18 protein-coding genes are annotated in these 22,526 nt (G+C 71.9%); 3 read left to right on the top strand and 15 right to left on the bottom strand.

Annotation, left to right across the window (positions count from 1 at the left end):
* Positions 1-102 precede the first annotated feature (102 nt).
* The 3 genes from NMN56_RS05795 to NMN56_RS05785 all read left to right on the top strand — a co-directional run bounded on the left by NMN56_RS05795 (position 103) and on the right by NMN56_RS05785 (position 3,208).
* The gene (locus NMN56_RS05795) at positions 103-789 is read left to right on the top strand and encodes a TenA family protein (protein WP_274039295.1); all 687 of its coding nucleotides are present in this window, start codon (positions 103-105) and stop codon (positions 787-789) included.
* Between the two features lie 178 nt (positions 790-967).
* Positions 968-2,242 (top strand): MFS transporter, encoded by a 1,275-nt coding sequence (locus NMN56_RS05790; RefSeq protein WP_274039294.1) that lies wholly within the window; start codon positions 968-970, stop codon positions 2,240-2,242.
* A 309-nt stretch (positions 2,243-2,551) separates the two neighbouring features.
* The gene (locus NMN56_RS05785; RefSeq protein ID WP_274039293.1) at positions 2,552-3,208 is read left to right on the top strand and encodes a phosphatase PAP2 family protein; all 657 of its coding nucleotides are present in this window, start codon (positions 2,552-2,554) and stop codon (positions 3,206-3,208) included.
* Between the two features lie 22 nt (positions 3,209-3,230).
* Here NMN56_RS05785 and NMN56_RS05780 read toward each other — a convergent pair whose 3' ends face one another.
* From NMN56_RS05780 to NMN56_RS05710, 15 genes are all read right to left on the bottom strand, one after another.
* Positions 3,231-4,583 carry a glutamate-1-semialdehyde 2,1-aminomutase gene (locus NMN56_RS05780; protein ID WP_274039292.1) on the bottom strand — a complete coding sequence of 451 codons (1,353 nt, stop codon included), beginning with the start codon at positions 4,581-4,583 and terminating at the stop codon, positions 3,231-3,233.
* A 119-nt stretch (positions 4,584-4,702) separates the two neighbouring features.
* Positions 4,703-5,257 (bottom strand): dTDP-4-dehydrorhamnose 3,5-epimerase family protein, encoded by a 555-nt coding sequence (locus NMN56_RS05775; protein ID WP_274039291.1) that lies wholly within the window; start codon positions 5,255-5,257, stop codon positions 4,703-4,705.
* On the bottom strand, positions 5,254-6,564 hold the full coding sequence (locus NMN56_RS05770; protein ID WP_274039290.1) for a polysaccharide pyruvyl transferase family protein: 1,311 nt from the start codon (positions 6,562-6,564) through the stop codon (positions 5,254-5,256). Before NMN56_RS05770 ends, NMN56_RS05775 begins: the two co-directional genes overlap by 4 nt.
* Positions 6,561-7,508, bottom strand: coding sequence for a glycosyltransferase family 2 protein (locus NMN56_RS05765; RefSeq protein ID WP_274039289.1), 948 nt, complete (start codon positions 7,506-7,508; stop codon positions 6,561-6,563). Before NMN56_RS05765 ends, NMN56_RS05770 begins: the two co-directional genes overlap by 4 nt.
* Positions 7,505-8,824 carry an MATE family efflux transporter gene (locus tag NMN56_RS05760; protein ID WP_274039379.1) on the bottom strand — a complete coding sequence of 440 codons (1,320 nt, stop codon included), beginning with the start codon at positions 8,822-8,824 and terminating at the stop codon, positions 7,505-7,507. Before NMN56_RS05760 ends, NMN56_RS05765 begins: the two co-directional genes overlap by 4 nt.
* A 5-nt stretch (positions 8,825-8,829) precedes the next feature.
* Complete coding sequence (locus NMN56_RS05755; RefSeq protein WP_274039378.1) at positions 8,830-10,083, bottom strand: DUF4910 domain-containing protein; 1,254 nt, start codon at positions 10,081-10,083, stop codon at positions 8,830-8,832.
* 80 nt (positions 10,084-10,163) lie between these two features.
* Positions 10,164-11,198 (bottom strand): NAD-dependent epimerase/dehydratase family protein, encoded by a 1,035-nt coding sequence (locus NMN56_RS05750; RefSeq protein ID WP_274039288.1) that lies wholly within the window; start codon positions 11,196-11,198, stop codon positions 10,164-10,166.
* 3 nt (positions 11,199-11,201) lie between these two features.
* Positions 11,202-11,849 (bottom strand): PIG-L deacetylase family protein, encoded by a 648-nt coding sequence (locus tag NMN56_RS05745; RefSeq protein ID WP_274039287.1) that lies wholly within the window; start codon positions 11,847-11,849, stop codon positions 11,202-11,204.
* A complete protein-coding gene (locus NMN56_RS05740) occupies positions 11,846-12,685 on the bottom strand; it encodes a glycosyltransferase family protein (protein ID WP_274039286.1) in 840 nt (279 codons plus the stop codon). Before NMN56_RS05740 ends, NMN56_RS05745 begins: the two co-directional genes overlap by 4 nt.
* A gap of 13 nt (positions 12,686-12,698) precedes the next feature.
* Entirely contained in the window at positions 12,699-13,943 is a 1,245-nt protein-coding gene (locus NMN56_RS05735; protein ID WP_274039284.1) for a class I SAM-dependent methyltransferase, read from the bottom strand.
* Positions 13,944-13,945: 2 nt separating this feature from the next.
* The gene (locus NMN56_RS05730; RefSeq protein ID WP_274039377.1) at positions 13,946-15,223 is read right to left on the bottom strand and encodes a glycosyltransferase; all 1,278 of its coding nucleotides are present in this window, start codon (positions 15,221-15,223) and stop codon (positions 13,946-13,948) included.
* An 8-nt stretch (positions 15,224-15,231) separates the two neighbouring features.
* A complete protein-coding gene (locus NMN56_RS05725) occupies positions 15,232-16,614 on the bottom strand; it encodes an O-antigen ligase domain-containing protein (RefSeq protein WP_274039283.1) in 1,383 nt (460 codons plus the stop codon).
* 1 nt (position 16,615) lies between these two features.
* Entirely contained in the window at positions 16,616-18,148 is a 1,533-nt protein-coding gene (locus NMN56_RS05720; protein WP_274039282.1) for a right-handed parallel beta-helix repeat-containing protein, read from the bottom strand.
* A gap of 9 nt (positions 18,149-18,157) precedes the next feature.
* The gene (locus tag NMN56_RS05715) at positions 18,158-20,326 is read right to left on the bottom strand and encodes an alginate lyase family protein (RefSeq protein ID WP_274039281.1); all 2,169 of its coding nucleotides are present in this window, start codon (positions 20,324-20,326) and stop codon (positions 18,158-18,160) included.
* A complete protein-coding gene (locus NMN56_RS05710) occupies positions 20,323-22,518 on the bottom strand; it encodes a bi-domain-containing oxidoreductase (protein WP_274039280.1) in 2,196 nt (731 codons plus the stop codon). Before NMN56_RS05710 ends, NMN56_RS05715 begins: the two co-directional genes overlap by 4 nt.
* Positions 22,519-22,526 lie beyond the last annotated feature (8 nt).

Here is a 22,526-nt window from a genome sequence, read left to right as displayed (position 1 = left end):
TGGGCCGGTTCGCCGTACCAGGTTCGGCCTGTCCGCGCGCACCTGACGGACCCGAAGGGCGCGGGCCCGCACCCATATCCCGGTTCCTCTGGAGGTACCCCCATGTCCGCTGTACCCGCACCACGGTCCACCCCGCCACCGGCCGCGGGGCGGCCCGGCCCGCTGAGCGCGCGGCTCAGGAGCCGGAACAAGGACATCTGGGAGGAGGCGCTCGGCATGCGCTTCGTCCACGATGTGACCACCGACGCGCTCAGCGATGCCGTCTTCGCCCGGTATCTGCTCTTCGAGCGGGAGTTCGTGGACACGGCGGCCCGGCTGGCGGGAGCCGCCGTGCGCGAGGCCCCCACCGCTCAGGCCCTGGCAGGGCACAGCCGCTCGCTGCACGCCCTGGTGACGGACCAGTACGCGTACTTCACCCGGGCGCTGGAGACCACCGGGGTGCCGGAGGTCGGCCAGCAGGCGCAGGAACAGGCGGCCGTGCTGACCGACGTGGTCCTGGAGGCGGCCGACACGCTGGGCTACCCGGGCATCGTGACCTGCATGTACGCGGCCGAGTCGCTGTACGGGACGTGGTGTGCGGCGGCGGAGCGTACCCCGTCGGCGCGCGCGGAGGTCGCCGACTGGGTGCACCTGCACACCGTCGCGCCCTTCACCACGCAGCTGCGGTTCCTCGAAGCCGAGGCCGACGCGCTGGAGATCCTGCCCGAGACGGAGGAGGACCTGGTCGCCCTCTTCGGCCGGGTCCTGACGGCGGAACTGCGCTTCCACGACGCCGCCTATCTCGACTGACCCCCTCCCGGCCGGTCCCTTCCCGAACGGGCCCGTCCCGAACGGGCGTCGCGCGCCCGGCCCCTTCCCGACCGAACACCTCACCCGCTTTTTCCCCGAGTCGTACCCGCACTTTTCCCGACCGGCCAGCGGCGAGCGCCGCTGACTGATCGCTCGTAGACACACGGAAGGTGGAGCGATGCCGGACCTCGGCGCACCCAGAAGCCCCCTCGACAGGATCGGCATTCCGCGACATCTGGCGATGGGATACCTGGCTCTGGCGCTCTTCATGATCGGAGATGGTGTCGAACAGGGCTATCTCTCCGCGTTCTTGACCGACGAGGGCTTCGCCTCGCAGCACATAGCGGTGATGTTCACCCTCTACGGCATCACGGCCGGGGTCTCCGCGTGGATGGCAGCCGCGCTCTCGGACGTCTTCGGCGCGCGCCGGCTGATGATGGCCGGGGCCGGGATCTGGGTGCTCTTCCACGTCCTGTTCGTGACGCTCGGGGTGATGGACCACTCCGGTGCGATGCTGCTCGTGTGCTACGGGCTGCGCGGGTTCGGATATCCGCTGTTCGCCTACGCGTTCCTGATGTGGATCGTCAAGACGGCGCGTCCCGCACGGCTGGGGATGGCGGTCGGCTGGTTCTGGTTCGCCTACATCGCCGGCTTCTCCACGCTGAGCCCGCTCGTCGCCAAGGGCAGCATCGCTCTCATCGGCCCGCTGCCCACGCTGTGGGCGGCGCTCGGCGTGATCGCCGTAGGTACGGGCCTCGCACTGACCGTGCGTGCCCCCGGGGGAAGCCGCCCGCCGTCCCGCCCGGAGGACAACCCGCTGCGGGGACTGCTCAACGGGGTCTCGATCCTCTGGCAGGAACCGAAGGTGGCGGTGGCAGGCGTCGTCCGGGTCATCAACGGCGTCTCGCAGTTCGGTTTCCCGGTCTTCCTGCCGGTCTACTTCACCAAGTCCCTCGGCTTCTCGCTCGGTGACTGGCTCACCATCTACTCCGTGATGTACCTGGTGAACCTGGGGGCCAACCTGCTCGCCGGGTACTGGAGCGACCGGTACGGCATCAACCCCGTACTGCGGTGGATGGGCTGCGCCGGCTGCGCCGTCACCACCGTCGCGTTCTACTACATCCCCACCAGCACCCACAGCTTCTGGCTCTCCCTGATCACCGGAAGTGTCTTCTGTGCCTGCCTGGCCGGCTTCTCGCCGATGTCGGCGCTGATGCCACAGCTCGCACCGCGCCGCACCGGTGCCGCCATGGCGGGGCTCAACCTCGGCGCCGGGCTGGGCACAGCGGCGGGTCCCGCGCTGGTGAGCCTGTGCCTGACACCCATGGGCGTGGAGGGCGTGATGTGGGTGTTCGGCGGGTGCTACGCACTCGGCGCCGTGCTCACCCTGTTCCTCAAGGTCTCCACACCCCGTCCTGCCCCCGTCACGGGGGCCGAACTGTCCCCCTCCTGACGGCGCCTGAGGTACCCGCCGTGTGAGCGAGCTCTCTGTATGGCACGGTGCACGGATCTGACCTGCCGCGACGCCGACGGGAGGCGGCGCGGCGGTGTGCCGCGACCTGGCCGTTGGTTAGGGTGCGAAGCAGAGACTGGCTCCCGCACGGGCCATTTCGCACACAACGGGGGTTCGCCGGTGGGGAGTTGGGGCCTGCAGAAGCCGAAGGCCAGGCCGGACGGGGCCCGGTGGCGTGCCCGTACATGCGAAGAGCCCGGCAACGCCGCTCCGGCAGGCCGGCGCGGGACGACCGGGAGCGGTGGGCGGGTGACCGATCAGCAGGCGCCTCCGCTGCTGCCACCTCCGCTGCGCGCGTGGCTCGGGCTGACCGCGGTCCTCGCCGCGCTGACGACCGTCGTGCTCGGTGTCCTGTACGCCGGCCACAGCGGGCCCGGCACGGTGGACGCGTGGATCCAGTCCGGGGTGGACGGTGTGCGACCGCCGTGGCGGTACGCCGCCCTGGCCACGGACTTCCTGGCGGAGCCCGCCGGAGCGGCGACGCTGGTCGTGGCCGCCGTGGCGGGCTGCCTGCTGCTGCGGCGACCTCGCGCTGCCGTGCTCCTCGTTGTCGGTCTGAGCGTGACCGTGGGGGCTACGACGCTGATCAAGCCGCTGGTGGGACGCACCATTCACGGTGTGAACCTGTCCTACCCGAGCGGGCACACCGCCTTCTTCACCGCGCTCGCGCTCATCGCCGCGCTGCTCATGGTCGGCCGGCTCGGCTTCGGCAGGACGGGCGGCACGGTGTTCGTGCTCGCCGCGGGGCTGGTCGCCGGCGCCGCCATGGGCTGGGCACAGGTCGCTCTGGGCGCGCACTACCCGACCGACGTCCTCGGCGGCTGGTGCACGGCGCTGGCGGTGGTGCCGCCGACCGCATGGCTGGTCGACCGGGTGGCTGCCGCCCGCGGGCGGCAGCCTCGCTGATTCCACGTCACTTCACAACGCGTCAGGCCAGCCGCCGGAACACGGGCTTCACCGGCCGTCCGGTCAGCCAGGGGGTGGGGTCGGCGGCGTCCAGCGCCTTCCGGTACACCGCGCATGCCTGGGCCACCGCGTCGACGGTGTGGTCGATGTCGGCTTCAGTGAGTGCGCTGCTCACCACGAAGGAGGGGGCGAGCACTCCGCCCGCGAGCAGCAGGCGCAGGAACAGGGTGCGGTACGGCTGCGACGGCTGACGGTTCTCGTCGAGGGTGGCGAAGACCAGGTTGCTGGCCCGGCCCCGGACGACGAGGTGGTCGCCGACGCCCATGCCGGCCGCGGCGTCGCGCACACCGGCTGCCAGCCGCTCGCCGAGGGCGTGCAGCCGCGCGGTGATGCCCTCCTCGACGTAGGTGGTGAGCACGGCCATCGCGGCGGCCAGCGAGTGCGTTTCCGCGCCGTGCGTGGTGGACAGCAGGAACACCCGGTCGCGGGAGTCGCGCAGCCCGCCCCGCTCCATGAGCTCGCGGCGCCCGGCCAGCGCGGAGACGGCGAACCCGTTGCCCAGCGCCTTGCCGAACGTGGAGAGATCGGGGACCACGCCGTACAGGCCCTGGGCACCCGCCTCGGACCAGCGCAGGCCGGTGATCATCTCGTCGAAGATCAGTACGCAGCCGTGCCGGTCGGCCAGCTCGCGCAGCCCCGCGAGATATCCGGGCGGTGGCTCGGTGTGGGTGGCGGGTTCGAGGATCAGGCAGGCGACCTCGTCCTGGTACCGGGTGAGCAGCTCCTCGGTGGCGGCCAGGTCGCCGTAGGGGAACGCCACGGTCAGCTCGGTGGTCGCCGCCGGAATCCCTGTGGACATCGGCGTGGTGCCGATGAACCAGTCGTCGGTGGAGAAGAACGGCTGGTCGCCGCAGATGGCCACCCGCCGGCGCCCGGTGACGGCGCGGGCGAGGCGGATCGCGGCGGTGGTGACGTCGGAGCCGTTCTTCGCGAACTTCACCATCTCGGCGGTCGGCACGGTGGCCAGGAAACGTTCCGCGGCCTCGACCTCCACGAAGGAAGGCCGGACGAAGTTGCTGCCGCGGTCGAGTTCCCCGCGCACCGCCTCGATCACGCGTGCGTGGGCGTGGCCGAGGCTGACGGACCGCAGCCCCGAGCCGTACTCGATATAGCGGTTGCCGTCGATGTCCCACACATGGGCGCCGCTGCCGTGGCTGATGACCGGGGCCAGGTCCTCGGGGTACTGGTCGTCGCCCTTGGCGTAGGTGTGCGCGCCTCCCGGGATCATGGCGTGCAGCCGCTCGTTGGCCTGCCGCGACCGGGGCAGGCTGAACTCCCCGGTGTCTCCTGTGCCTTCTGTGCCTTGGGTGGCCATGCCGACCTCACCTCTCCTTGTGCTTCACGCGGATCTGCCTGGCGACGTCCGTGCCGCGCGTCGGCCGACCCGTTCGTCCGGCTGGGGCACCGGGGGCCCGCGGCGGAGCCGCTTCCAGCTCAGTCCCCGGAGGAACGCGGCAGGGCATCGGCGAGGCCAGGCGCCTCCCGGTCCCGCTGGGACATCGACGTGACGGGCAGCGGCCAGGGAATGGCAAGTTCCGGGTCGTCGAAGGCGATCGTCACGTCCTCGGCCGGATCGTGCGGGCTGTCGATCCGGTACGAGACATCGGCGATCCCGGTCAGCGCCTGGAAGCCGTGCGCGCACCCCGCCGGGATGTACAGGGTCACCTGCGTCTCGCCCGACAGCTCGAAGAAGGCCCGGTTGCGGTAGGTCGGCGAGTCCGTCCGCAGGTCCACAACGGCGTCGAAGACCTTCCCGTACGAACACCGCACCAGCTTGGCCTCGCCGGCCCCGGAGCGCAGGTGCAGGCCGCGCAGCACCCCCTGGACCGAGCGGGACACGCTGTCCTGGACGAAGGCGTCGGGGTCGAGGCCCACCGAGCGGACCACGTCGGCGTCGAAGGTGCGGCAGAAGAAGCCGCGCTCGTCGGCGTACGAGGTCGGCTCGAACAGGTACGCGCCGGCGATCGCCGGGACTTCGGTCGCCTTCACAGGGCCTCCCGCTGGGCGTGGTCATGGTCGTGGGTGTGGCCGGTCGCCTGGACCGCCGAGTCCGCCTCGGCCGCCGGGAAGACAGCCGCGGTCAAGGCCGTGAACTGGTCCTCGACGCGCCGCACAGCGGCCCGGTTCTGCTCGGAGAGTGCCAGCCGCAGCTCAGTCGATCGCTGCTCCAACTCCCGGAACTGCCCGAGCAGCCGCTCGGTGTCGACCTCGCGGGCCGGGTGGCAGTACGCGCCAAGGCCCGTCCGGTCCATGAGCGCGTCGCTCTTCGCCGAGTAGCTGAGCGCGAGTGTCGGAGTGCCGACCTTCACCGAGCAGATCAGGTTGTGGTAGCGGGTCGCCACCACGGTGTCGGCCGCCGCCATCTCCTTCATCAGGTCGGCGAGCGAGGCCGCCTCGGCGGCGGTGACCAGCGGCGAGTCCACCGCTTCGAGGACCGCGGCGACCACAGGGCGGTCGACCTCGTCCCCGGTGAGCAGCCGGACCGGCCTGCCTTCCTCGACCAGCGCGCGCACGAACCCGGTCGTCCCGTCGAGGTAGCGCCGGTGGATCTGCTCGGCCCTGGCGCGGTCGTCGTCGCTGCCGTGGAAGGCCATGACGCCGACGCAGACCGTGCCCCGCGGTCCCGGACGCGCTTCCCCGAGCTCGCCCGCAGGCTCCGAGCCGGGGTCGGCCCCTGCCGGCGGCGTCGGGAGGGCGAACACGAGGTCCTCGTAGACCTCGTCGTGCGCGGTGTCCACGTTCATCGCCCGCATCGCGCCGCGGGACATGGTGTCCCGGTACGAACGGTATGCGGCCAGCCGCGCCGACCAGCGCACCAGGGCCCGGGTCAGCCGGTTCCCGATCACCGCGGCGCCGACGCTGACCAGCGCGACCCGGGTGCCGAACAGCCGGCCGGTCAGGCAGAGCAGGAACAGCGAGTACGGGAAGCCCCACGGCCGCAGCGGCAGCGTGGCCTCCAGCACGCCCGTGCCCGGCACGAGCACCACGTCGTGCCGGCGCACCCAGGCGGCTGTGCGGACGGCGTCGACGAGTTTGCCCAGCCCCTTGGCCGCGATCGCGCCCGCACGTGACGCGGTCCTGTACTCCCCGCTGTACCAGTTCAGCCGCTTCGCGGGGATCCGGTACCGGGCCGCGACATCCTCGGGGCCGCCGCACAGCGCGTCCACGACCGCATCGGGGTGCCGGGTCCTGAGGTAGCCGAGCACGGCTTCGAGCGATCCGTCGTTGCCGACGTTGCCGGAACCGAGCAGCCCGAACACCCCGACGCGCACCGGCCTTCCGCCGGCGGACCTCACGCCTGCCTGCCTTCGCGGCCCGCGACGAGCGCGTCGACGGAGACGGTGAGCAGGGCAGGGTCGACAGGGGCGCGGTCCTCGACCCGCTCGCCGGCGCCCGGCCGTACCCGGCTGGTCATCCAGGCGAGCAGGTGGCGGTTGCACGCGCGCCGGTCGGCCGGGGACAGCGGCGCCCGCCGGATCGCGGCGACGAAGCCCCAGACGTACTCGGCGAGCAACCGGGGCGTCGGGTGCAGCGGGCCGGCGCGGCGCGGGTCCAGGTTGACGCACCGGGCGCGCTTGCCGGGGTTGGCCCGCTCGGCGCGGGTGGGGTGGTCGCGGCGGAAGTACAGCAGCTCGGGCACCTGGTGGAAGGGCCCGTGCAGGGCGATCTCGGCGACGAACGTACGGTCCGCGTGGTGGTAGCTGTCGTGCGGCTTCACCCGGCGCAGCGTGTCGGCCCGCATCACCCCGTAGAAGTCGTCGCCGCCGGGCTCGAACAGCAGGCTGCGGAAGCGCTCGGGCGCGTGCGGCGAGTCGGTGGCGAGCCCGTACTCGTAGGGGACCTTGACCTGTCCTTCGCCGTCGATGACCGCCTGGCCGGTGTGCGCGAGGACCACGTCGGGGCGTTCGTCCAGCGCCTCCACGCAGCGCCGCAGCAGGTCCCGGCCGTACAGGTCGTCGTGCGAGGCCCACTTGAACAGTTCGCCCCGGCACTCGGTGAACACGTAATTGTGGTTCGGCGCGGCGCCGATGTTCCGGGGCAGCCGGAGGTAGCGGATACGCGAGTCCCGCGCGGCGTACCGGCGGCAGATGTCCTGGGACCCGTCGGTCGAGGCGTTGTCGGAGATGACCAGCTCGAAGTCCTCGTAGGTCTGGCCGAGCAGCGCTTCGAGCGCCTCGGCGAGGTACTCCTCGCCGTTGTAAACGGGCAGGCCGATGCTCAGCCGGGGAAAGGCGGTCATGGCGTCCTCACTTCGCGGATGGAGTTGTGGTGGCGCTCGCGCAGGGCAGAGCGCAGCTGTAGCCACCACACGGTGGAGCCGCAGACGGCCGCGGCGGCGACGCCCCAGGCCGAGCCGATGGTGCCGGCCGCGAAAGCGCCGCCGAGCCCGCCGCTGACATAGCAGGCTGAGGCGAACAGCTGGCAGCGCAGGCTGCGCCGGGCGGCGCCGAGCGCACGCAGTCCCGCCGCCGCACCGGTGCCGAGTCCCGCGCCCGCGACGCCGAGCGTGACCGGCACGATGAGCGCCGAAGCCGCGTGCCACACGTCGCCGAGCACCAGCTCACCGAACCTGTCGGGCACCAGGAGCAGCGCCCCGCCCCAGAGCAGCGCGGCGGCGGCCTGCCCGGCGCCCAGCACGAGGCAGAACAGGCCCAGCCGGTGCGGGGCCCGCCGCAGCACCCGTGCCGCTTCGGCGACGGTGACCAGCGACAGCCCCATCAGCACGGCGAGGAACGGGCCGAGCAGCAGCTCGGCGCCCCGGATCACGCCCACCGCGCTGACCCCGACGATCGCGCCGAGCCCGTAGGCCCGCAGCTGGCTCGCGCCGCTGACTCCCACGTTCTCGACCAGGTACCGGTAGCCGAGGTCGCTGTGCTCGCGAAGCCACTGGCGCGCTCCGGTCAGTTGGGGCCGGATGCCGGACTGGAAGCAGCCGTAGACCGCGGCCACAGCTGCGGACACGCCCCAGGCGAGCACGAAGGCGGTCACGGTGCCGACGCGGGCGGCCACCACCATGGCCGGCACCAGCGCGACGCCCCACACCACGTCGTTCACGAACGCCTTGCGGCCGTTGCCAGCGGCGAAGAACGAGTACCGCCAGGCGTCCTGCAGCAGCAGTCCTGGCAGCATGACGCCGAGTCCTGCGAACGCGGGCCCCACCCGGCCCCCGAGAGCGAGGCCGACCACCAGACACGCGGCGCCGATGAGGGCTCCGACGCCGAGCGCCGTACCCGAGGACCGGGCCACGGCCCCGCGCCAGGACGCCTCCGGCACGCCGCTGAAGCGCACCACGAGCGGGTCGGTCGCCAGGCCGCGGGAGACGCTGAGCACCACGCCGTAGGTCACCCAGGCCAGGCTGAACACGCCGAAAGCGGTCAGTCCCAGCGAGCGTGCGACGTAGATGCCCACCACGAAGTTGGAGATGCTGGAGGCCGCCTGGTCGGCCAGTCCCCAGGACAGCCGGCCGACCATGGCCCGCTTGGCTGTCTGCGGCGCGGGCCCGACCGGCCCCGCGGGTGGCTCTGTTGTCCCCGGGCTCTCCCCCTCGGTGGCCATCGGCGTCATGCCTTGATCAGCCCGGCGCCGTGCAGCGCTTCGGCCGCTGCGGCGACGGTGTCGAACGGGAGCCTTGACCGCTCGGCGATGTCCAGCAGACCGTGCTCGCCGTCGGAGAGGTTGAGCACCCAGAGCATCGCCATCTGGGCCTGCTTGGCGTCGCTGCGCCCGCCGAGCGAGTCGTACAACCCGCGCCGGCCCAGCTGTGGTTCGCCGTACGGGCTCAGGTTGATGTAGCGCCGGTCGCGGTCCAGCACGGCGAACGCCTCGCGGCAGACGGCGAGCGTGTCCGCCATCGCCTCGGCCGAGACGAAGTCCAGGTTGTCGGCCGAGGTGTGGTACTCGGGGTAGCCGGCGTACGGGGTGCGGCTGAGCGAGCCCACGCCGAGATCGAACCCGGGCGAGCAGAACTGCCGCTCGTCGTAGCCGTACGGGGTGAACTCGGTGACGTGGTGCGGGCGTTCGGAGGCGGCCAGCACGTACCGCAGCACGCGGTCGATCTCCGCGTCGCCGCGCCTGCTCTGCTTGTACGTCAGCCGGCCCGGGTCCCCGGCGCAGGCCAGCACCAGACCGTGCTTGACACGGTCGACCCGCTCCGCGTTGCGGGCCAGCCAGGTGATGGCACCGATGGTGCCGGGCGCGAAGATGAACCGGTAGGTGTAGTACGGCGTCTGCTCCGCCAGCGCCCTGGCCAGGTAGGTCGCCACCGCGATGCCGGCCAGGTTGTCGTTGGCCAGCGAGGGGTGGCAGACGTGGCAGGAGACGATCACCTCGTCGGCGACCTGTCCGGGTACCACGTGCTCGGCGTAGGTGAGGTGGCCGTCCGTGAGTGTGGAGTCCACGCACACCTCGTACTCGCCGTCAGGCAGCGCGTCCAGGGTCTCCTGGGCCAGGCAGAATCCCCACTCGGGCTTGTAGTAACTGGTCCGGTACGGCACCCAGGCCGGGTGGTCGGGCAGGGTGTGCAGGTGTGCGCGCAGCTCGTCCAGCGGCATGGTCGCCGATACCGGCAGGCTGTAGCCGAGCACGTGCAGGCTGGAAGCGGCGAAGTCGACGACCCGGTTGCCGCCGCTGTCGGCGATGTACGCGTCCCGGATGTTCCACTCCTGCGGCACCGTCCAGTCGAGCACCCGCGTCCCGGTCGGCACCTCGTGCACCCGCAGCGGAACGTACTCGCCGACGATCTCCAGGGTGGCGCGCACCCCGTCGCCCGTGATGCTCCGGCACAGCGGGTACAGCCGCTCCACCAGCGCGTACATCTGCTCGCCCGCCGCGGTCGTCCCCTGCTTCTCCGCAGCCGTCCGCTCGCCCGCCGCGGTCGTCCCCTCGCTCGCCGCGCTCATCGGCGCCACCGCAGGGTCTCGTCGACGGTGCCGGCCTCGGATGCCGCGCGCAGCACGGCGAGCCGGGTGAAGCGGCGCTCGAAGCCCTCCCGGGTCAGCCCGTGTTCCCGGTAGGCGTCGGCGAGTTCGAGCGCGCCCTGCTTCACCGTCCACTCGCAGTCGAAGCCGGGGCCCTCCACCATCGCGGTGCGGAACCGGGCGAAGTCCACCCGGTAGGACCGCGGATCGGCGCCGTTCTCGCCCGTGATCACCACCCGGGCCCCGGACACCGCCTCGGCGACCTGCTCGGCGATCTCGGCGACGGTGACGTTGTTGGTCTCGCTGCCGATGTTGAAGGCCCGGTCGTGCACCGCCTCCCGCGGCGCGACCAGCGCGGCGGCGAAGGCCCGTGCGATGTCGGCCGCGTGCACCAGCGGGCGCCAGGGGGTGCCGTCGGAGAGCACCAGCACCTCGCCCGACAGGAGCGCGTGGCCCACCAGGTTGTTCAGCACGATGTCGGCGCGCAGCCGGGGTGAGTAGCCGAAGGCGGTGGCGTTGCGCATGAACACCGGGCTGAAGTCGCCGTCGGCCAGCGCGTGCAGGTCGTCCTCCACCCGCACCTTGGACTCCGCGTACGGCGTCACCGGGCGCAGCGGAGCGTCCTCGCCCACCAGGTCGTCACCGCCCGCCGCACCGTAGACCGAGCAGGTGGACGCGTACAGGAAGCGCCGTACTCCGGCGTCGCGGGCCAGCCGGGCCAGCCGCACGGACGCGTGGTGGTTGATGTCGTAGGTGAGGTCAGGGGCCAGCGCTCCCAGCGGGTCGTTGGACAGCGCCGCCAGGTGGATCACGGCGTCCACCCCGGCCACGTGTTCGGCCGTGATGTCGCGCAGGTCCACCCGGTGCCCCGCCGGGTCGGCGGGCGGGAGGCCCAGCACGCAGTCGGCGAACAGGCCGGCGTCGAGCCCGACCACCTCGTGCCCGGCAGCGGCGAGGACCGGGGCCATGACGGTGCCCAAGTAGCCCTGGTGTCCGGTCAGCAGTACGCGCAAGGTTCAATCCCCCAGGTTCAGAGTGAGTTTGGTGACGGCGAACGACTCGGCGTAGCGCGCGTGGCATTCGATGCCGCGGATGCGGGCGAGTCCGAGGAACGCCTCCCGGTCGTACCAGGGCCGGTGCCGCTGCGAGGGGTAGTGCTCCTGCAGCAGCCGCACCTTCCGTTCGGCGGTCTCCGGTGACAGCGGCTGGTACACCGCCATGCGGCCCAGATCGCCGTCCCACTTGACGATCTCGTAGCCGAGCATGAGGTGGTCGCGGAACGCGGTGGACATCAGCTTCGCCAGGCCGCGGTGGTCCTGGTGCGCGTCGTCGGTACGCGGGGCCAGCACGAGGTCGGGATCGCTGCGCTCGCGCAGTTCCTCGACCGCGGACTTGGCCTCTTCCCACTGCGCCGGCAGCCGGCCGTCCGACAGCTTGAGCACGGTCAGGCCCAGTTCGGCGCCCGGGCAGAAGGCGGCGAGCGCGGCCCGCTCCTCCTGCTCGCGCTCGCCGCCACCGCCGGAGAGCACCAGCGCGTCGACGCGGAGACCGGGGTGCGCGAGGCACAGTGTCAGCAGCGTGCCGCCCGCGCCGATGGCGATGTCGTCGCAGTGCGCGCCCACCGCGACGATCCGGTCCAGGCGCTCAGCGCCGAGCCGGATCACCGCGCCCCCGCCGTGGCGCCGTTCCTGCTGCCGGGGGCGCTCAGCGGCCCGGCCGCCGCGCCGTCCCGTTCCCACACGGCCCACGGGCGGTCGCCCCTGGCGTAGGCGTGATCGAGCGCGGCCCGCTCCTTGACGGTGTCGGTCGGCCTCCAGAAGCCGCGGTGCTGGTGGGCGATCAGACGGCCGCGCTTGGCCAGTTGGGCGCAACCGTCGGCGACCAGGTCCCCGTTCTCCGGGATGTGGTCGAAGACCTCCTGGCGGAGCACGAAGTAGCCGCCGTTCTCCCACAGCGGCAGTTCGCTCACCGCTGTGATGCCTCCGACCAGGCCGTCCTCGCCCAGCTCCACGCAGTGGAACGAGGACTGCGGCGGCACCACCGTCATCGAGGCCCCCGCGTCGCGCCCGGCGAACTCGTCGATCATCCGAGGCAGCGGGGCGTCGGTGAGCACGTCGGCGTAGTTGGCGAGGAACATCTCGTCGCCGTCCAGGTGGTGACGCACCCGGCGCAGCCGCTCCCCGATCGGTGACTCGATGCCCGTCTGCGCGAATGTGATCGTCCAGTCGGCTATGTCGGTGGACAGCAGCTCGGTCCGGCCGCCGCGCAGCACGAAGTCGTTGGACACCGTCTCCTCGTAGTTGAGGAAGAAGTCCTTGATGTGGTGCGCCCCGTACCCGAGGCACAGGATGAACTCCGTGTGCCCGAAGTGCGCGTAGTAGCGCATGACATGCCAGATCAGCGGTCTGGGGCCGACCATCGCCATCGGCTTGGGTATGTCGTCGGACGCGCCGCTGCGCATCCGCAGCCCGTAACCGCCGCAGAACAGTACGACCTTCATGCTGCGTCCTCTTTCACGACGTGGCCTCGACAATGCTCAGTTCCGGTACGGGGAAGACCAGTCGGCCACCCCACTCGTGCACGAACGACAGCTGCTCGACCAGCTCGTCCCGCAGGTTCCAGGGGAGGACGAGCACATAGTCCGGCCTGTCGGCGCTGATCTGCTCGGGCGGCAGGATCGGGATGCGGGTGCCCGGGGTGAACCTGCCGTGCTTGTAGGGGTTGCGGTCGACCGTGTACGGGAGCAGGTCGGGCCGGATGCCGCAGTGGTTGAGCAGGGTGTTGCCCTTGCCGGGGGCGCCGTAGCCGACGACCGTCTCGCCGCGCTCGGCCGCCTCGATGAGGAACCGCAGGAGGTCACGGCGCACCTTGGCGACCCGCGCTGAGAACTCGGTGTACCCGGACAGCTCCCCCAGCCCGGCGGCCTTCTCCTGGTCCAGCACGTCGGCCACTCGCGAACTCGGCTCGCCGGCCACCTCGGCCGGGCGGGCCCACAGCCGGACGGAGCCGCCGTGCGTGGGCAGCAACTCGACGTCCACGAGCGCCAGTCCGCCGCTCGCCAGCGCCCGGGTCGCTGAGGCGACCGTGTAGTACTGGAAGTGCTCGTGGTAGATCGTGTCGTACTGGTTCTGCTCGATCAGGGTCAGCAGGTGCTGCACCTCGATGGAGACCCAGCCGTCGTCAGCGACCAGGGCGCGCAGTCCCTTGGTGAACCCGACCACGTCGGGGATGTGCGCGTACACGTTGTTGGCCACGACCAGGTCGGCCGGGCCGTGCTCGGCGCGGACGGCGGAGCCGACGGCCGGGTCGAGGAACTCCGTGAGCGTGGGCACACCCGCCTCCCGCGCCACGGCGCCGACGTTCACCGACGGCTCGATGCCGAGGCAGCGGATACCGCGTTCCACCATGTGCCTCAGCAGATACCCGTCGTTGCTCGCGACCTCGACGGCGAAGGCTTCCTTGCCCTGGGAGGCGAGACCCAGCCGCTGTACGGCTTCGGCGACGAACGTGCCCGCGTGCTCCACCCAGGAGGTCGAGTAGGAGGAGAAGTACGCGTACTGCGTGAACGTCTCCTCCGGGGTGATCAGCGGAGGGATCTGGGTGAGCCAGCAGTCGGTACAGACCCGCGGGTGCAGCGGGAACGTCGGCTCAGGCCGGTCCAGTTGGTCAGCGGCGAGAAAGCTCTCGCACGGCGGAGTCGCTCCAAGATCGACGACGCTTGCCATCGCCGCCGAGCCGCAGAGTCGGCATCGTGTCACTACTACTGCCCCCATCCCTGCCCGCGCGGGTGTCCCCGCCGCGAGCCAGTGTTTGCGTTCCCGTTCCCTGCCGGCGGCGGTACGTGCCCGTCGGCCGACCGTCCCGCGATCGCGGTGCGGTACCCCTCCACCAGGCGCTCCAGCCCGACGGCCGGGCTGAAGCCCTGCTCGTAGCGGCGCCTGGCCGCCTGGCCCATCTCCTCGTTGCGGCCCGGCCCGTCCGTGATCCGGCGCAGGCAGGACGCGAGCGAGGCGGCCTCGTTCGGCTGGTGCAGCAGCCCGGTCACCCCGTCCTCGACGAGTTCGACGAAGGCGCCGTGACCGGCGGCGACGGCCGGAACCCCGGCCGCCATCGCCTCCGCGACCACCAGGCCGAACGCCTCAAGCCACGTCGAGGGGGCCACCACGGCCACCGACCGCGCGATGGCCTGCCTGCACTGGGCCGGGTCGTACAGTCCGGCGTACCGCACGTCGTCGCGGCCCGCCGCCCAGGCGGTCACCTCTCCCTCCAGCGGCCCCGTTCCCGCGATCACGAGCGGCACGCCCACGCCGCCTTCGGCGGCGATCTCGTCCCAGGCGGCCATCAGCAGCCGCACGCCCTTGGCCTCCGCGAGCCGGCCGAGATAGAGCAGCTGCTCGCCCGGGCCCGAGCGGCGCACGTCGGGCTCAGGTACGAAGTTGTGCTTCACCGCCAGCCGTTCGGCCGGCATGCCGGCCCCCACCAGGACGTCGCGCTGCGCGGCGGAGATGCAGAAGAACCGCTCCACGCCCGACCACCACCGCCGCCTGTTGGCCGACAGGCTGACCGCGAGCGGCACCGTCGCCAGCCGGGAGCCGCGGTAGCAGCCGTGCCGGACGGCGGGCAGCGGCGCGGTGCCGACGCATTCGGTGCACGGCCGGCCGTCCCGCTGCAGCGTGCCGGGCGGGCAGACCTGGGTGTAGTTGTGCAGCGTGGCGACGGCGGGCACGCCTGCGTCGGCGCAGGCGGCCAGCACGGCGGGCGACAGCAGCGGAAAGACGTTGTGGACGTGCACCACGTCAGGGCGCGAGGTGCGGAGCCGGGCGGCCAGCTCCGTACGGACCGCCGGGTTCCACGGCACCAGCAGCGGCACCCGCACCTTGCCCAGCAGGGACCGTGCCGCGATGTCGTCGCTGCGCCGCTCGAACATCTCGACCTGGTGGCCGGCCGCGCGCAGCAGCGCCACCTCCTGGTCGACGACCTTGTTCTCCCCGCTCGGCTGCGCCGACGCGTATCTGTTGTGCACCACGAGAACGTGCATACGTGAGGTCACTTCCTGTCCCTGGCCCACCGCGGGACATGTCGTCGAGGGGCTTCGGGCGGGTCTTCGGGCACCGCGAGGGGCGGGGCAGCGGCAGGCGCAGCCAACAGCGAGGCGGCCAGGGCCAGATGCAGCAGGTACGGCGAGGCGTCGCCCAGCCCCGCCTCGGTGTACGAGGCGATCGCGCAGTAGCTGATCAGGAAGATCGCGCAGGCCCTCGGCAGCGAAGGTGGCCGCAGCAGCGCGACGCCGCCCAGCACGACGATGATCGCCACGACGATGGCGGCCCCGGTCAGGCCCTGCTCGTGGTAGACGGCCAGCCAGCTGTTGTCGATCGGCAGCCCGCCGAACGACTTGTCGCCCAGGCCCATGCCGAACAGGTGCTCAAGGGATGTCCGGGGCGCAGCCAGCAGGGCGTCCCAGACCTTGGCCCGGCCGTTGAGGCTGGAGAAGTACTCCTGGGTCTGTCCGCGCAGGAACCACGCCTGCAGCGCCGAGCTGAACCCCACAGCGGCCACGGCGGCGCACAGCACCGCCCAGGAGAAGAACCGGCGCGCTGCGGCGCTGGTCAGGACGAGCGAGCTGATCGCCAGCAGCAACCCGATGAGCAGGCCGAGCGTGGCCGTCCTGGTATGGGTCAGCGCGAGCAGGACGAGCGACGGCACGATGACCACCACGGCGCTCGTCCTGTCGGTCCTGCGGCCCAGTACGAGCAGCACGGTGAGCCCGATGATCACCGCGGCGTACTGTCCGATCTGCGGCGGGGTGAGCGGCCACAGCGCGCCGACCAGCCGCCCGCCGTAGATGTCGGGCATGGCAGCACCCGGCGAGATGACCGCGCCCGCCGCGACCGACCCGAGCACGGCGAAGTACACCCTGATGTGGTGCCGCACGAACGTCAGGCTGCCGTCCCACCAGCGGCTGAGCAGCCACAGCGTGCCGACGAAGAGAGCCAGCCGGGCGCAGCGGAACAGCGCGCCCAGCCCGGACTCCAGTTGCACGCTGGAGATCACGCTCGGCACGAGCAGCAGGGTGAGCAGCAGCACGAAGGCGCTGGCCCGGATGCGCAGCCGGAGATTGAGCACGAGCGCCAGCGCGAAGGCGGCGACCAGCGCGCCCATGGTGACCAGCTGGATGAGGGAGCGGGGCAGCGGGATGAGGGTCTCGGCCCCGGCGGAGCCGAGCGTGTTGAGGATCAGCAGCCCCCAGACGATCCCGACGCTCTTCGGTGTGCCGGCGGGGCGCGGTTCGGCACCACGCTGTGTTCCCGCCGTTCCCGCCGTTCCCGCCGTTCCCGCCGTTCCCGCCGTTCCCGCCGTGTCTGCCGTACCCGCCGCATCCGCCGTGCCCGGTACGCGCGGCAGCCGGCCGCGCCGCAGGTCGCCGCCCATCTCAACCACCTGCCTGGGGGCCGAAGGTGCTGCCCTTGTCCTGCTCGTACGGCGGGCCCTGCCACTGCCCGGAGTCGAGCACCCGGCTGGGGTCGTGCGCGACGAACTTCCACGGTCCGACGTAGACGTTGCCGTGCCAGCGGTTGCGCTGCTTGCGCGTGATCGCCTCGGCCACCCGCTCACCCTTGTAGGGCGACCAGTCCGGATAGGTGCCGTAGTTGGCCAGCACCGCCATGCGGTCGCACTTCACCGAGCACTTGAGGACGGACTTGTCCAGCACGAAGCGGTTGTCGTGGATGTCCACCCGCTGGGTCTTCCACCGGCAGTCGCCGTAGAGCGGTGCGGTGGTGATCGCGGGCCGCTTGCAGCTGCCGGTCTTCTTCACGAGCAACGTGCAGTCGCCGGACGAGGTGTTGGCCGGGCTGTTGCAGAACCTGTCGGCGTTCTCCCACAGGGTGATCCCGTTCCAGTTGTTCTCCAGCACGTTCCGGTAGACCTCGATCTTGTCCGTACGGGCCCTGACCCGTGGTTCGCCGCCGGACTCGGACAGGTAGACGGTCGCGAGCGGGAAGTTGTCGTCGCGGTCGGCGTACTTGCGGCCCTCGACCCAGTTGTTCCGCCGGATCAGGTTCTTCCGGATGACCGCGTTGTAGCTGGTCTCGTAGATCAGCGCGGCACCGTCGTTGGCCTCCAGCACATTGCCCTCGATGCGGAAGTCGTTGTTGTTGGTGTCGGCCCACAGCCCGGTTCCCCGGTTGTCGTGCACCCAATTGCCGCGCACATCGGCGCCGTTGACGGCCCAGAACTTGATGCCTCCGGTGCAGCCGCAGCCCTTGCGCCGCCGCTCCCAGTCGCCGGTGTTGTTGCCCACGATCTCGTTGCCCTCGACCACCAGACCGCTGATACGGCCGTCGCCCTTGTAGGCGTTCATGCCGTACTGGCCGTTGGCGCGCAGGCAGTTGGCGCGTACCTTCTGGCGGGCACCGGCCATCAGTCCCGCACCGGAGTTCTTCTGGATCTTCGCGTGCTCGATCACCCACCCGTCGGCCGAGTCGTGGTTGACCACGCCCTCGTCCGGCGGCGCCACGAAACCTTGCACGGTCAGGTGGCGGATGGTGACGTCGTCGGCCGCACCGCCGAACGCGTACCTGTTGGTCTTCCTGCCGTCGAACACCGCGCCCGGCGCCCCGAGATAGCGGTTCCCCCTCTTGGGAATGATCTGGGCGTAGCGGTCCGGATCGAGCCTGTGCCTGCCAGGTCGAAGCCAGAACGTGGTCTTCGGCGGGCTGCTCTTGGTCTTCGCTGCCAGGTCACCGACCACCGCGGGGTCGACGGTCACCGCGCCCGCCGGCGCCTTCGCCGGCCCGGCCGCCGGCTTGGCGCACACCCGGGCCACGGACCGGTTCACGGACGTGGGTGGCTCAGCGGCCGGCTCCGGCCGCGTGTCCGGCGTGCTGTCACAGCCGGTCGCCGCCAGCATGGCCAGCGCCAACGGTGCCGCCGGCCACACCCAGTGCCGCCACTTGATCCCCACACGTCCCCCTTAGCCGCAGAACCTGAGTACGGTGATGAGTTCTCCCCACGGCACGGCGCTGTCGGCTGCACCGGTGCCGACCAGCGTGGTGCTGGGTTCCTTGCGCCCGAAGCCGGCGGAGTACCAGCCCAGGGTGGGGTTGTCTCCGCTCGAAGAGCCTGGGGAGGGGCCGGTCTCGCCGCGGTGCGCCCGCCAGCGCAGTTGCCCGGGCAGGTCGAGGACGGCTGAGCGGTCCTCGCCGTCCCGGGTCCAGGTGAGCACGGCCCGCTCCCCCTCCAGGTCGGCGGCGATCGCCGGGCCGAGGTGGAACGCCAGGCGCACGGCCCCGGGTTGGCCGTGCCGGCCGCGGACCTCGTCCACCACCCTCAGCTCCTGGCTCGCGGCCGTCAGCTCCACCCGGCGGCGGTGCACCGCGCCCTCGGTGCGCAGGTAACCGTCGTGCTCGGCGCACCAGCGCGCCGTTGCCCCGTCGGAGGCGCCGGCTGTCTCCGCGGCCAGGACGCGGCTGCGAGCATGCCGGGTCCACAGGAACGGGCCGCCGGAGACGGACTGGTCAGCGCCGTTCAGCTCCAGGGTGTTGTGGCCGAGGGTCGACCGGAAGTACCGCCGCCACTCGGGCTGCCCGTGGTAGCAGAACGTCCCCGGGTCGGCGAGCACATCGACCCCGTCGTGCCGCACCTCCACGGACAGCGCGTCCGCGTGGGCATGCGCCGCGATGGCCAGGAACCCGTGCGGACCTGCGTCGCAGCGGCACCAGATCTCCCCGGGGCCACGCAGGATGGTCATGCCCGCGTCGGCGAAATGGTCCGGCCGGCTTGCCGGGCGTGACACGGACGATGTGATTCCGCTTCCCGCGTCCCGTGCGGCGCCCGCTGCCGGCCCCGGCGCGGTTCCGACCGTCGGCCCGGATGCGGTTCCGCTTGCCGACTCCGGCGCGGCTCCGCTCGTCGGCCCCGGCGCGGCCCGGTTCGCGGGCCCCGGCGCGGCTCCGTTCGCCGCGTACGGGCGGATGAGCGCGGCCAGCAGTGGGGTGCGTACATCGGTGCCGGTCACGGCGGGCCACCAGGCGAGGCGGCCGAACACGGCGTCCCCTGTGGCCAGCAGCGAGGCCCAGCGGTCGGTGCCGGCGCCGTCCACGATCAGACCGTGCCCGTCGTCGGCGTCGCCCTGGCGCGGCGGCCTCAGCCGGTTGTCCACGACGGCGGCGAGCGCGTCGGTCATCCGCAGCAGCACCAGCCGGACCGGGGCGGGGACCGGCACACCTGCCGCGTCCGCCTCTGCCACAGCGGCCAGGCCCAGCTCCAGCACCAGTCCGTGGTATTCGGTGGCCAACTCGCGGTTGAGCCCGGAGACGAAGGTGTTGCCGCGCAGCTGCCGCTCCAGCGACCGCAGCGCGTCGGTCCGCCAGCGTGCCGAGTCGGGGAACCACCCGAAGGCGCAGGCCGCGGCTGACTGCCCGGCGGCCTCGGCGATGACGTGGTTGTTCGCCGAAGACCCCCGGCTGGGGAAGGCGGCCAGCCAGCGCTGGTGGTGCCAGATCTGGTTCAGCGCCACCGGGTTTTCCTCGAACAGCCCGGCCGCGCCCGGCCAGCCGTCGAGGAGCCGGCGGATCCACACCCACGACAGCAGCCGGATGCCCAGCTCGATGCCGCTGATCCAATGCACGCCGCGCAGCGGCGCGTTGGCCGCCCACCACGACCGCAGGTGCTCGGCCACGCGCTCGGCGTACCGCTCGTCCCCGCTGACCGCGTAGGCGGCGGCGAGCACGGTGAGGTACTGGTGCCGGGACAGCTCCCAGATCTGCTTGATGTCCCCGACCGTGTCCTCGTCCCGGTACGGCACATCGAAGGCGTAGCCCCACGGGGCCCGGCGCCCGGTCTTCGGGTCGTACCACCAGTCGGGGTCTGCCAGGTCGTCGCGGACCACCCCGAAGAACTCGGCGTGCCCCGCCATCAGCCGGTCCGCCTCGGCGATGAGGCGTTCCGCGGCGTCCGGTGGCACGGCGGCGACCGCACCCGCCGGCAGTACCGCGGTGAACCGGGCGCCGGTCACGCGCGGGCAGCCGGGGCGTGCCGAGCGCCACAGCCGCCTGCGCACCGCGTCGCCCACCCGGCCGCCGACCTCCCGCGGTTCCATCCGGGACAGCCGCCGCAGATACCAGCTCGGGTCCATGGTCATCGCGCCCCCGCCAGCGTCACCGGCACGCCGCTCGCCAGCCCTGCCGGTACGGCAAGGGTGGCCGCCGTGGTGGCGACCAGTGACTCCAGCGGCACCGGCATCGGCCCGCCGGTCCGCACGGCCCTGATGAACGCGGCGAGTTCGGCGGCCTGGCCCTTGTCCCTGGCCTTGGGCAGCCGCGAACTGACCCAGCGCTTGCGGTGGCCGTCGTACACCGAGGTACGGACGAAGTCGTCGAGCCGCAGCACCTTGCCGTCCGCGATGAGGTCCAGGGTCTCCTTGGGAAAGCCGGGCGGCCCTGTGGTGACGTAGCTGATGGTGGCGGTCGATCCGTCCGGATAGCGCAGTACGACCTGCAGGTCCTCGTTGCCTGAGGGGGCGACCGCGTACACCGAGACCGGGTCGGCCGCGAGCAGCCAGCTCACGGTGTCGATGAAGTGTCCGCCCTCGCCGGCGAACCGCGAGCCCTCGGTGCCGTGTTGGAGGTACCAGCTGCCGTGCTCCAGGCGTCCCGCGTTGACCAGGTAGCGCACGCTCGCAGGTCCCGTCCTGGCGCCGAACCGCTTCCTGGCCTCCTGCAGCAGCGGCGCGAACCGGCGGTTGAAGCCCACTTGCAGCCGGTCGTTGCCCGACTCCTCCACCGCCGCGAGCACACCGGCCAGCTCGTCCTCGGTGAGCGCCAGCGGCTTCTCCACGAACACGCTCTTGCCTGCCAGCAGTGCCCTTCGGGTCAGTTCGGCGTGCGAGCTGTGCCGGGTGACCACGAACACCGCGTCGATGGACGGGTCGCCGAGCACGGCGTCGAGGTCGGTCGTCGCCTCGGCGAAGCCGAACTTCCGCTTCGCGTTGGCCGCTGACAGCGCCGTCGTGGTGACGACCGTGGACAACTCGACGCCGTCGCGCTGTGCCAGGTGCGGCAGCAGCATCGACGTCGTGTAGTTTCCCGCGCCGGCGAACGCCAGCCGCACCGGCGCCTTCGCCGTCCTGGACGGGGCCGGCGCGCCGCCGCCGCGCCGCACCGCGGGTACGGCCACCGACGGGGCCACCGCTTCGGCCGGGTGTGCGGCGGTTCCCGGGTAGCGGAACAGCACGGCCACGGCCTTCAGATCGCCGTCCTTCAGGCTCTGGTACGTCTCGACCGCGGCGTCGAAGTCGGCGACGTGGGAGACCAGGGGCTCCACGTCGACGCGCCCGGCGGCGAGGAGATCGAGGAAGCACGCGAGATTGCGGCGCTCGGTCCAGCGCACATAGCCGATCGGGTAGTCCCGCCCCTCCAGCTCGTAGCTCGGGTCGTAGCGCCCGGGGCCGTAGGAGCGGGAGAACCTGACGTCCAGCTCCTTCTCGTAGTACGCGTTCCACGGCAGGTCCAGGCGGCACTTGCCGATGTCGACGACCCTGCCGCGGTCCCGGCTCAGCCGCGCCGCCAGCTCGACGGGCTGGTTGCTGCCGCCGCCGGCGGCCAGATACACCTGGTCGACGCCGTGGCCGCCGGTCAGCTCGGCGACGGAAGCCTCCACCGCTGCTGACGCGGGATCGCCGCAGGCCGCGGCGCCCATGCGCTCGGCCAGCTCGCAGCGCGCCGGGTCGGGGTCGACCCCGACGACGCGGACTCCCGAGGCGGCCAGCAGCTGCACCACCAACTGCCCTATCAGCCCGAGGCCGATGACCAGCGCCACCTCGCCGAGCTGTGACTCGCCGCGGCGGACGCCCTGCAGCGCGATCGAGCCGACGGTGCCGAAGGCAGCGTGCTGCGGCGCGAGGCCGTCCGGCACCCGGGCGTAGAGGTTCTTCGGCACCCAGTTCAGCTCGGCGTGCAGCGCGTGCTCGTTGCCGGCGCAGGCCACGAGGTCGCCGACCGCCACCTCGTCGATCCCGGCGCCGACCTGCTCGACCACCCCGCACAGCGAGTAGCCCAGCGGCGTGTAGGAGTCCAGCTTGTTGTTCACCTTGCGGTAGGTGGCGGCCACCCCGTTGGTGGCCACGCTCTGCATGACCTTGGCCACCTGGTCGGGGCGGGAGCGTGCCTTGCCCACCATCGACAGGCCGGCCTCCGACACCTTCATGAGCTCGGTCCCGGTGGAGATCAGGGAGTAGGCGCTCCGGACCAGCACACCGTCCGGCTTGCACCCCGGCACCGGCACGTCGAGCAGCGCCAACTCGCCGCTCTTGTAGTTCTGTACAACCTGTTTCACCCGAGCTC

The sequence above is a fragment of the Streptomyces iconiensis genome (assembly GCF_028657195.3).
GTDB classification, from domain to species: domain Bacteria; phylum Actinomycetota; class Actinomycetes; order Streptomycetales; family Streptomycetaceae; genus Streptomyces; species Streptomyces iconiensis.
The sequence above is the reverse complement of the archived record's forward strand: the minus strand, read 5'-3'. Positions and strand labels throughout refer to the sequence as shown.

Bases quoted from the DNA above. Each gene is read 5' to 3' on its own strand.
- NMN56_RS05795 (WP_274039295.1), top strand. From the start codon at position 103: ATGTCCGCTGTACCCGCACCACGGTCCACCCCGCCACCGGCCGCGGGG.
- NMN56_RS05790 (WP_274039294.1), top strand. From the start codon at position 968: ATGCCGGACCTCGGCGCACCCAGAAGCCCCCTCGACAGGATCGGCATT.
- NMN56_RS05780 (WP_274039292.1), bottom strand. From the start codon at position 4,583: ATGGCCACCCAAGGCACAGAAGGCACAGGAGACACCGGGGAGTTCAGC.
- NMN56_RS05765 (WP_274039289.1), bottom strand. From the start codon at position 7,508: ATGACCGCCTTTCCCCGGCTGAGCATCGGCCTGCCCGTTTACAACGGC.
- NMN56_RS05760 (WP_274039379.1), bottom strand. From the start codon at position 8,824: ATGGCCACCGAGGGGGAGAGCCCGGGGACAACAGAGCCACCCGCGGGG.
- NMN56_RS05755 (WP_274039378.1), bottom strand. From the start codon at position 10,083: ATGTACGCGCTGGTGGAGCGGCTGTACCCGCTGTGCCGGAGCATCACG.
- NMN56_RS05740 (WP_274039286.1), bottom strand. From the start codon at position 12,685: ATGAAGGTCGTACTGTTCTGCGGCGGTTACGGGCTGCGGATGCGCAGC.
- NMN56_RS05730 (WP_274039377.1), bottom strand. From the start codon at position 15,223: ATGCACGTTCTCGTGGTGCACAACAGATACGCGTCGGCGCAGCCGAGC.
- NMN56_RS05725 (WP_274039283.1), bottom strand. From the start codon at position 16,614: ATGGGCGGCGACCTGCGGCGCGGCCGGCTGCCGCGCGTACCGGGCACG.
- NMN56_RS05715 (WP_274039281.1), bottom strand. From the start codon at position 20,326: ATGACCATGGACCCGAGCTGGTATCTGCGGCGGCTGTCCCGGATGGAA.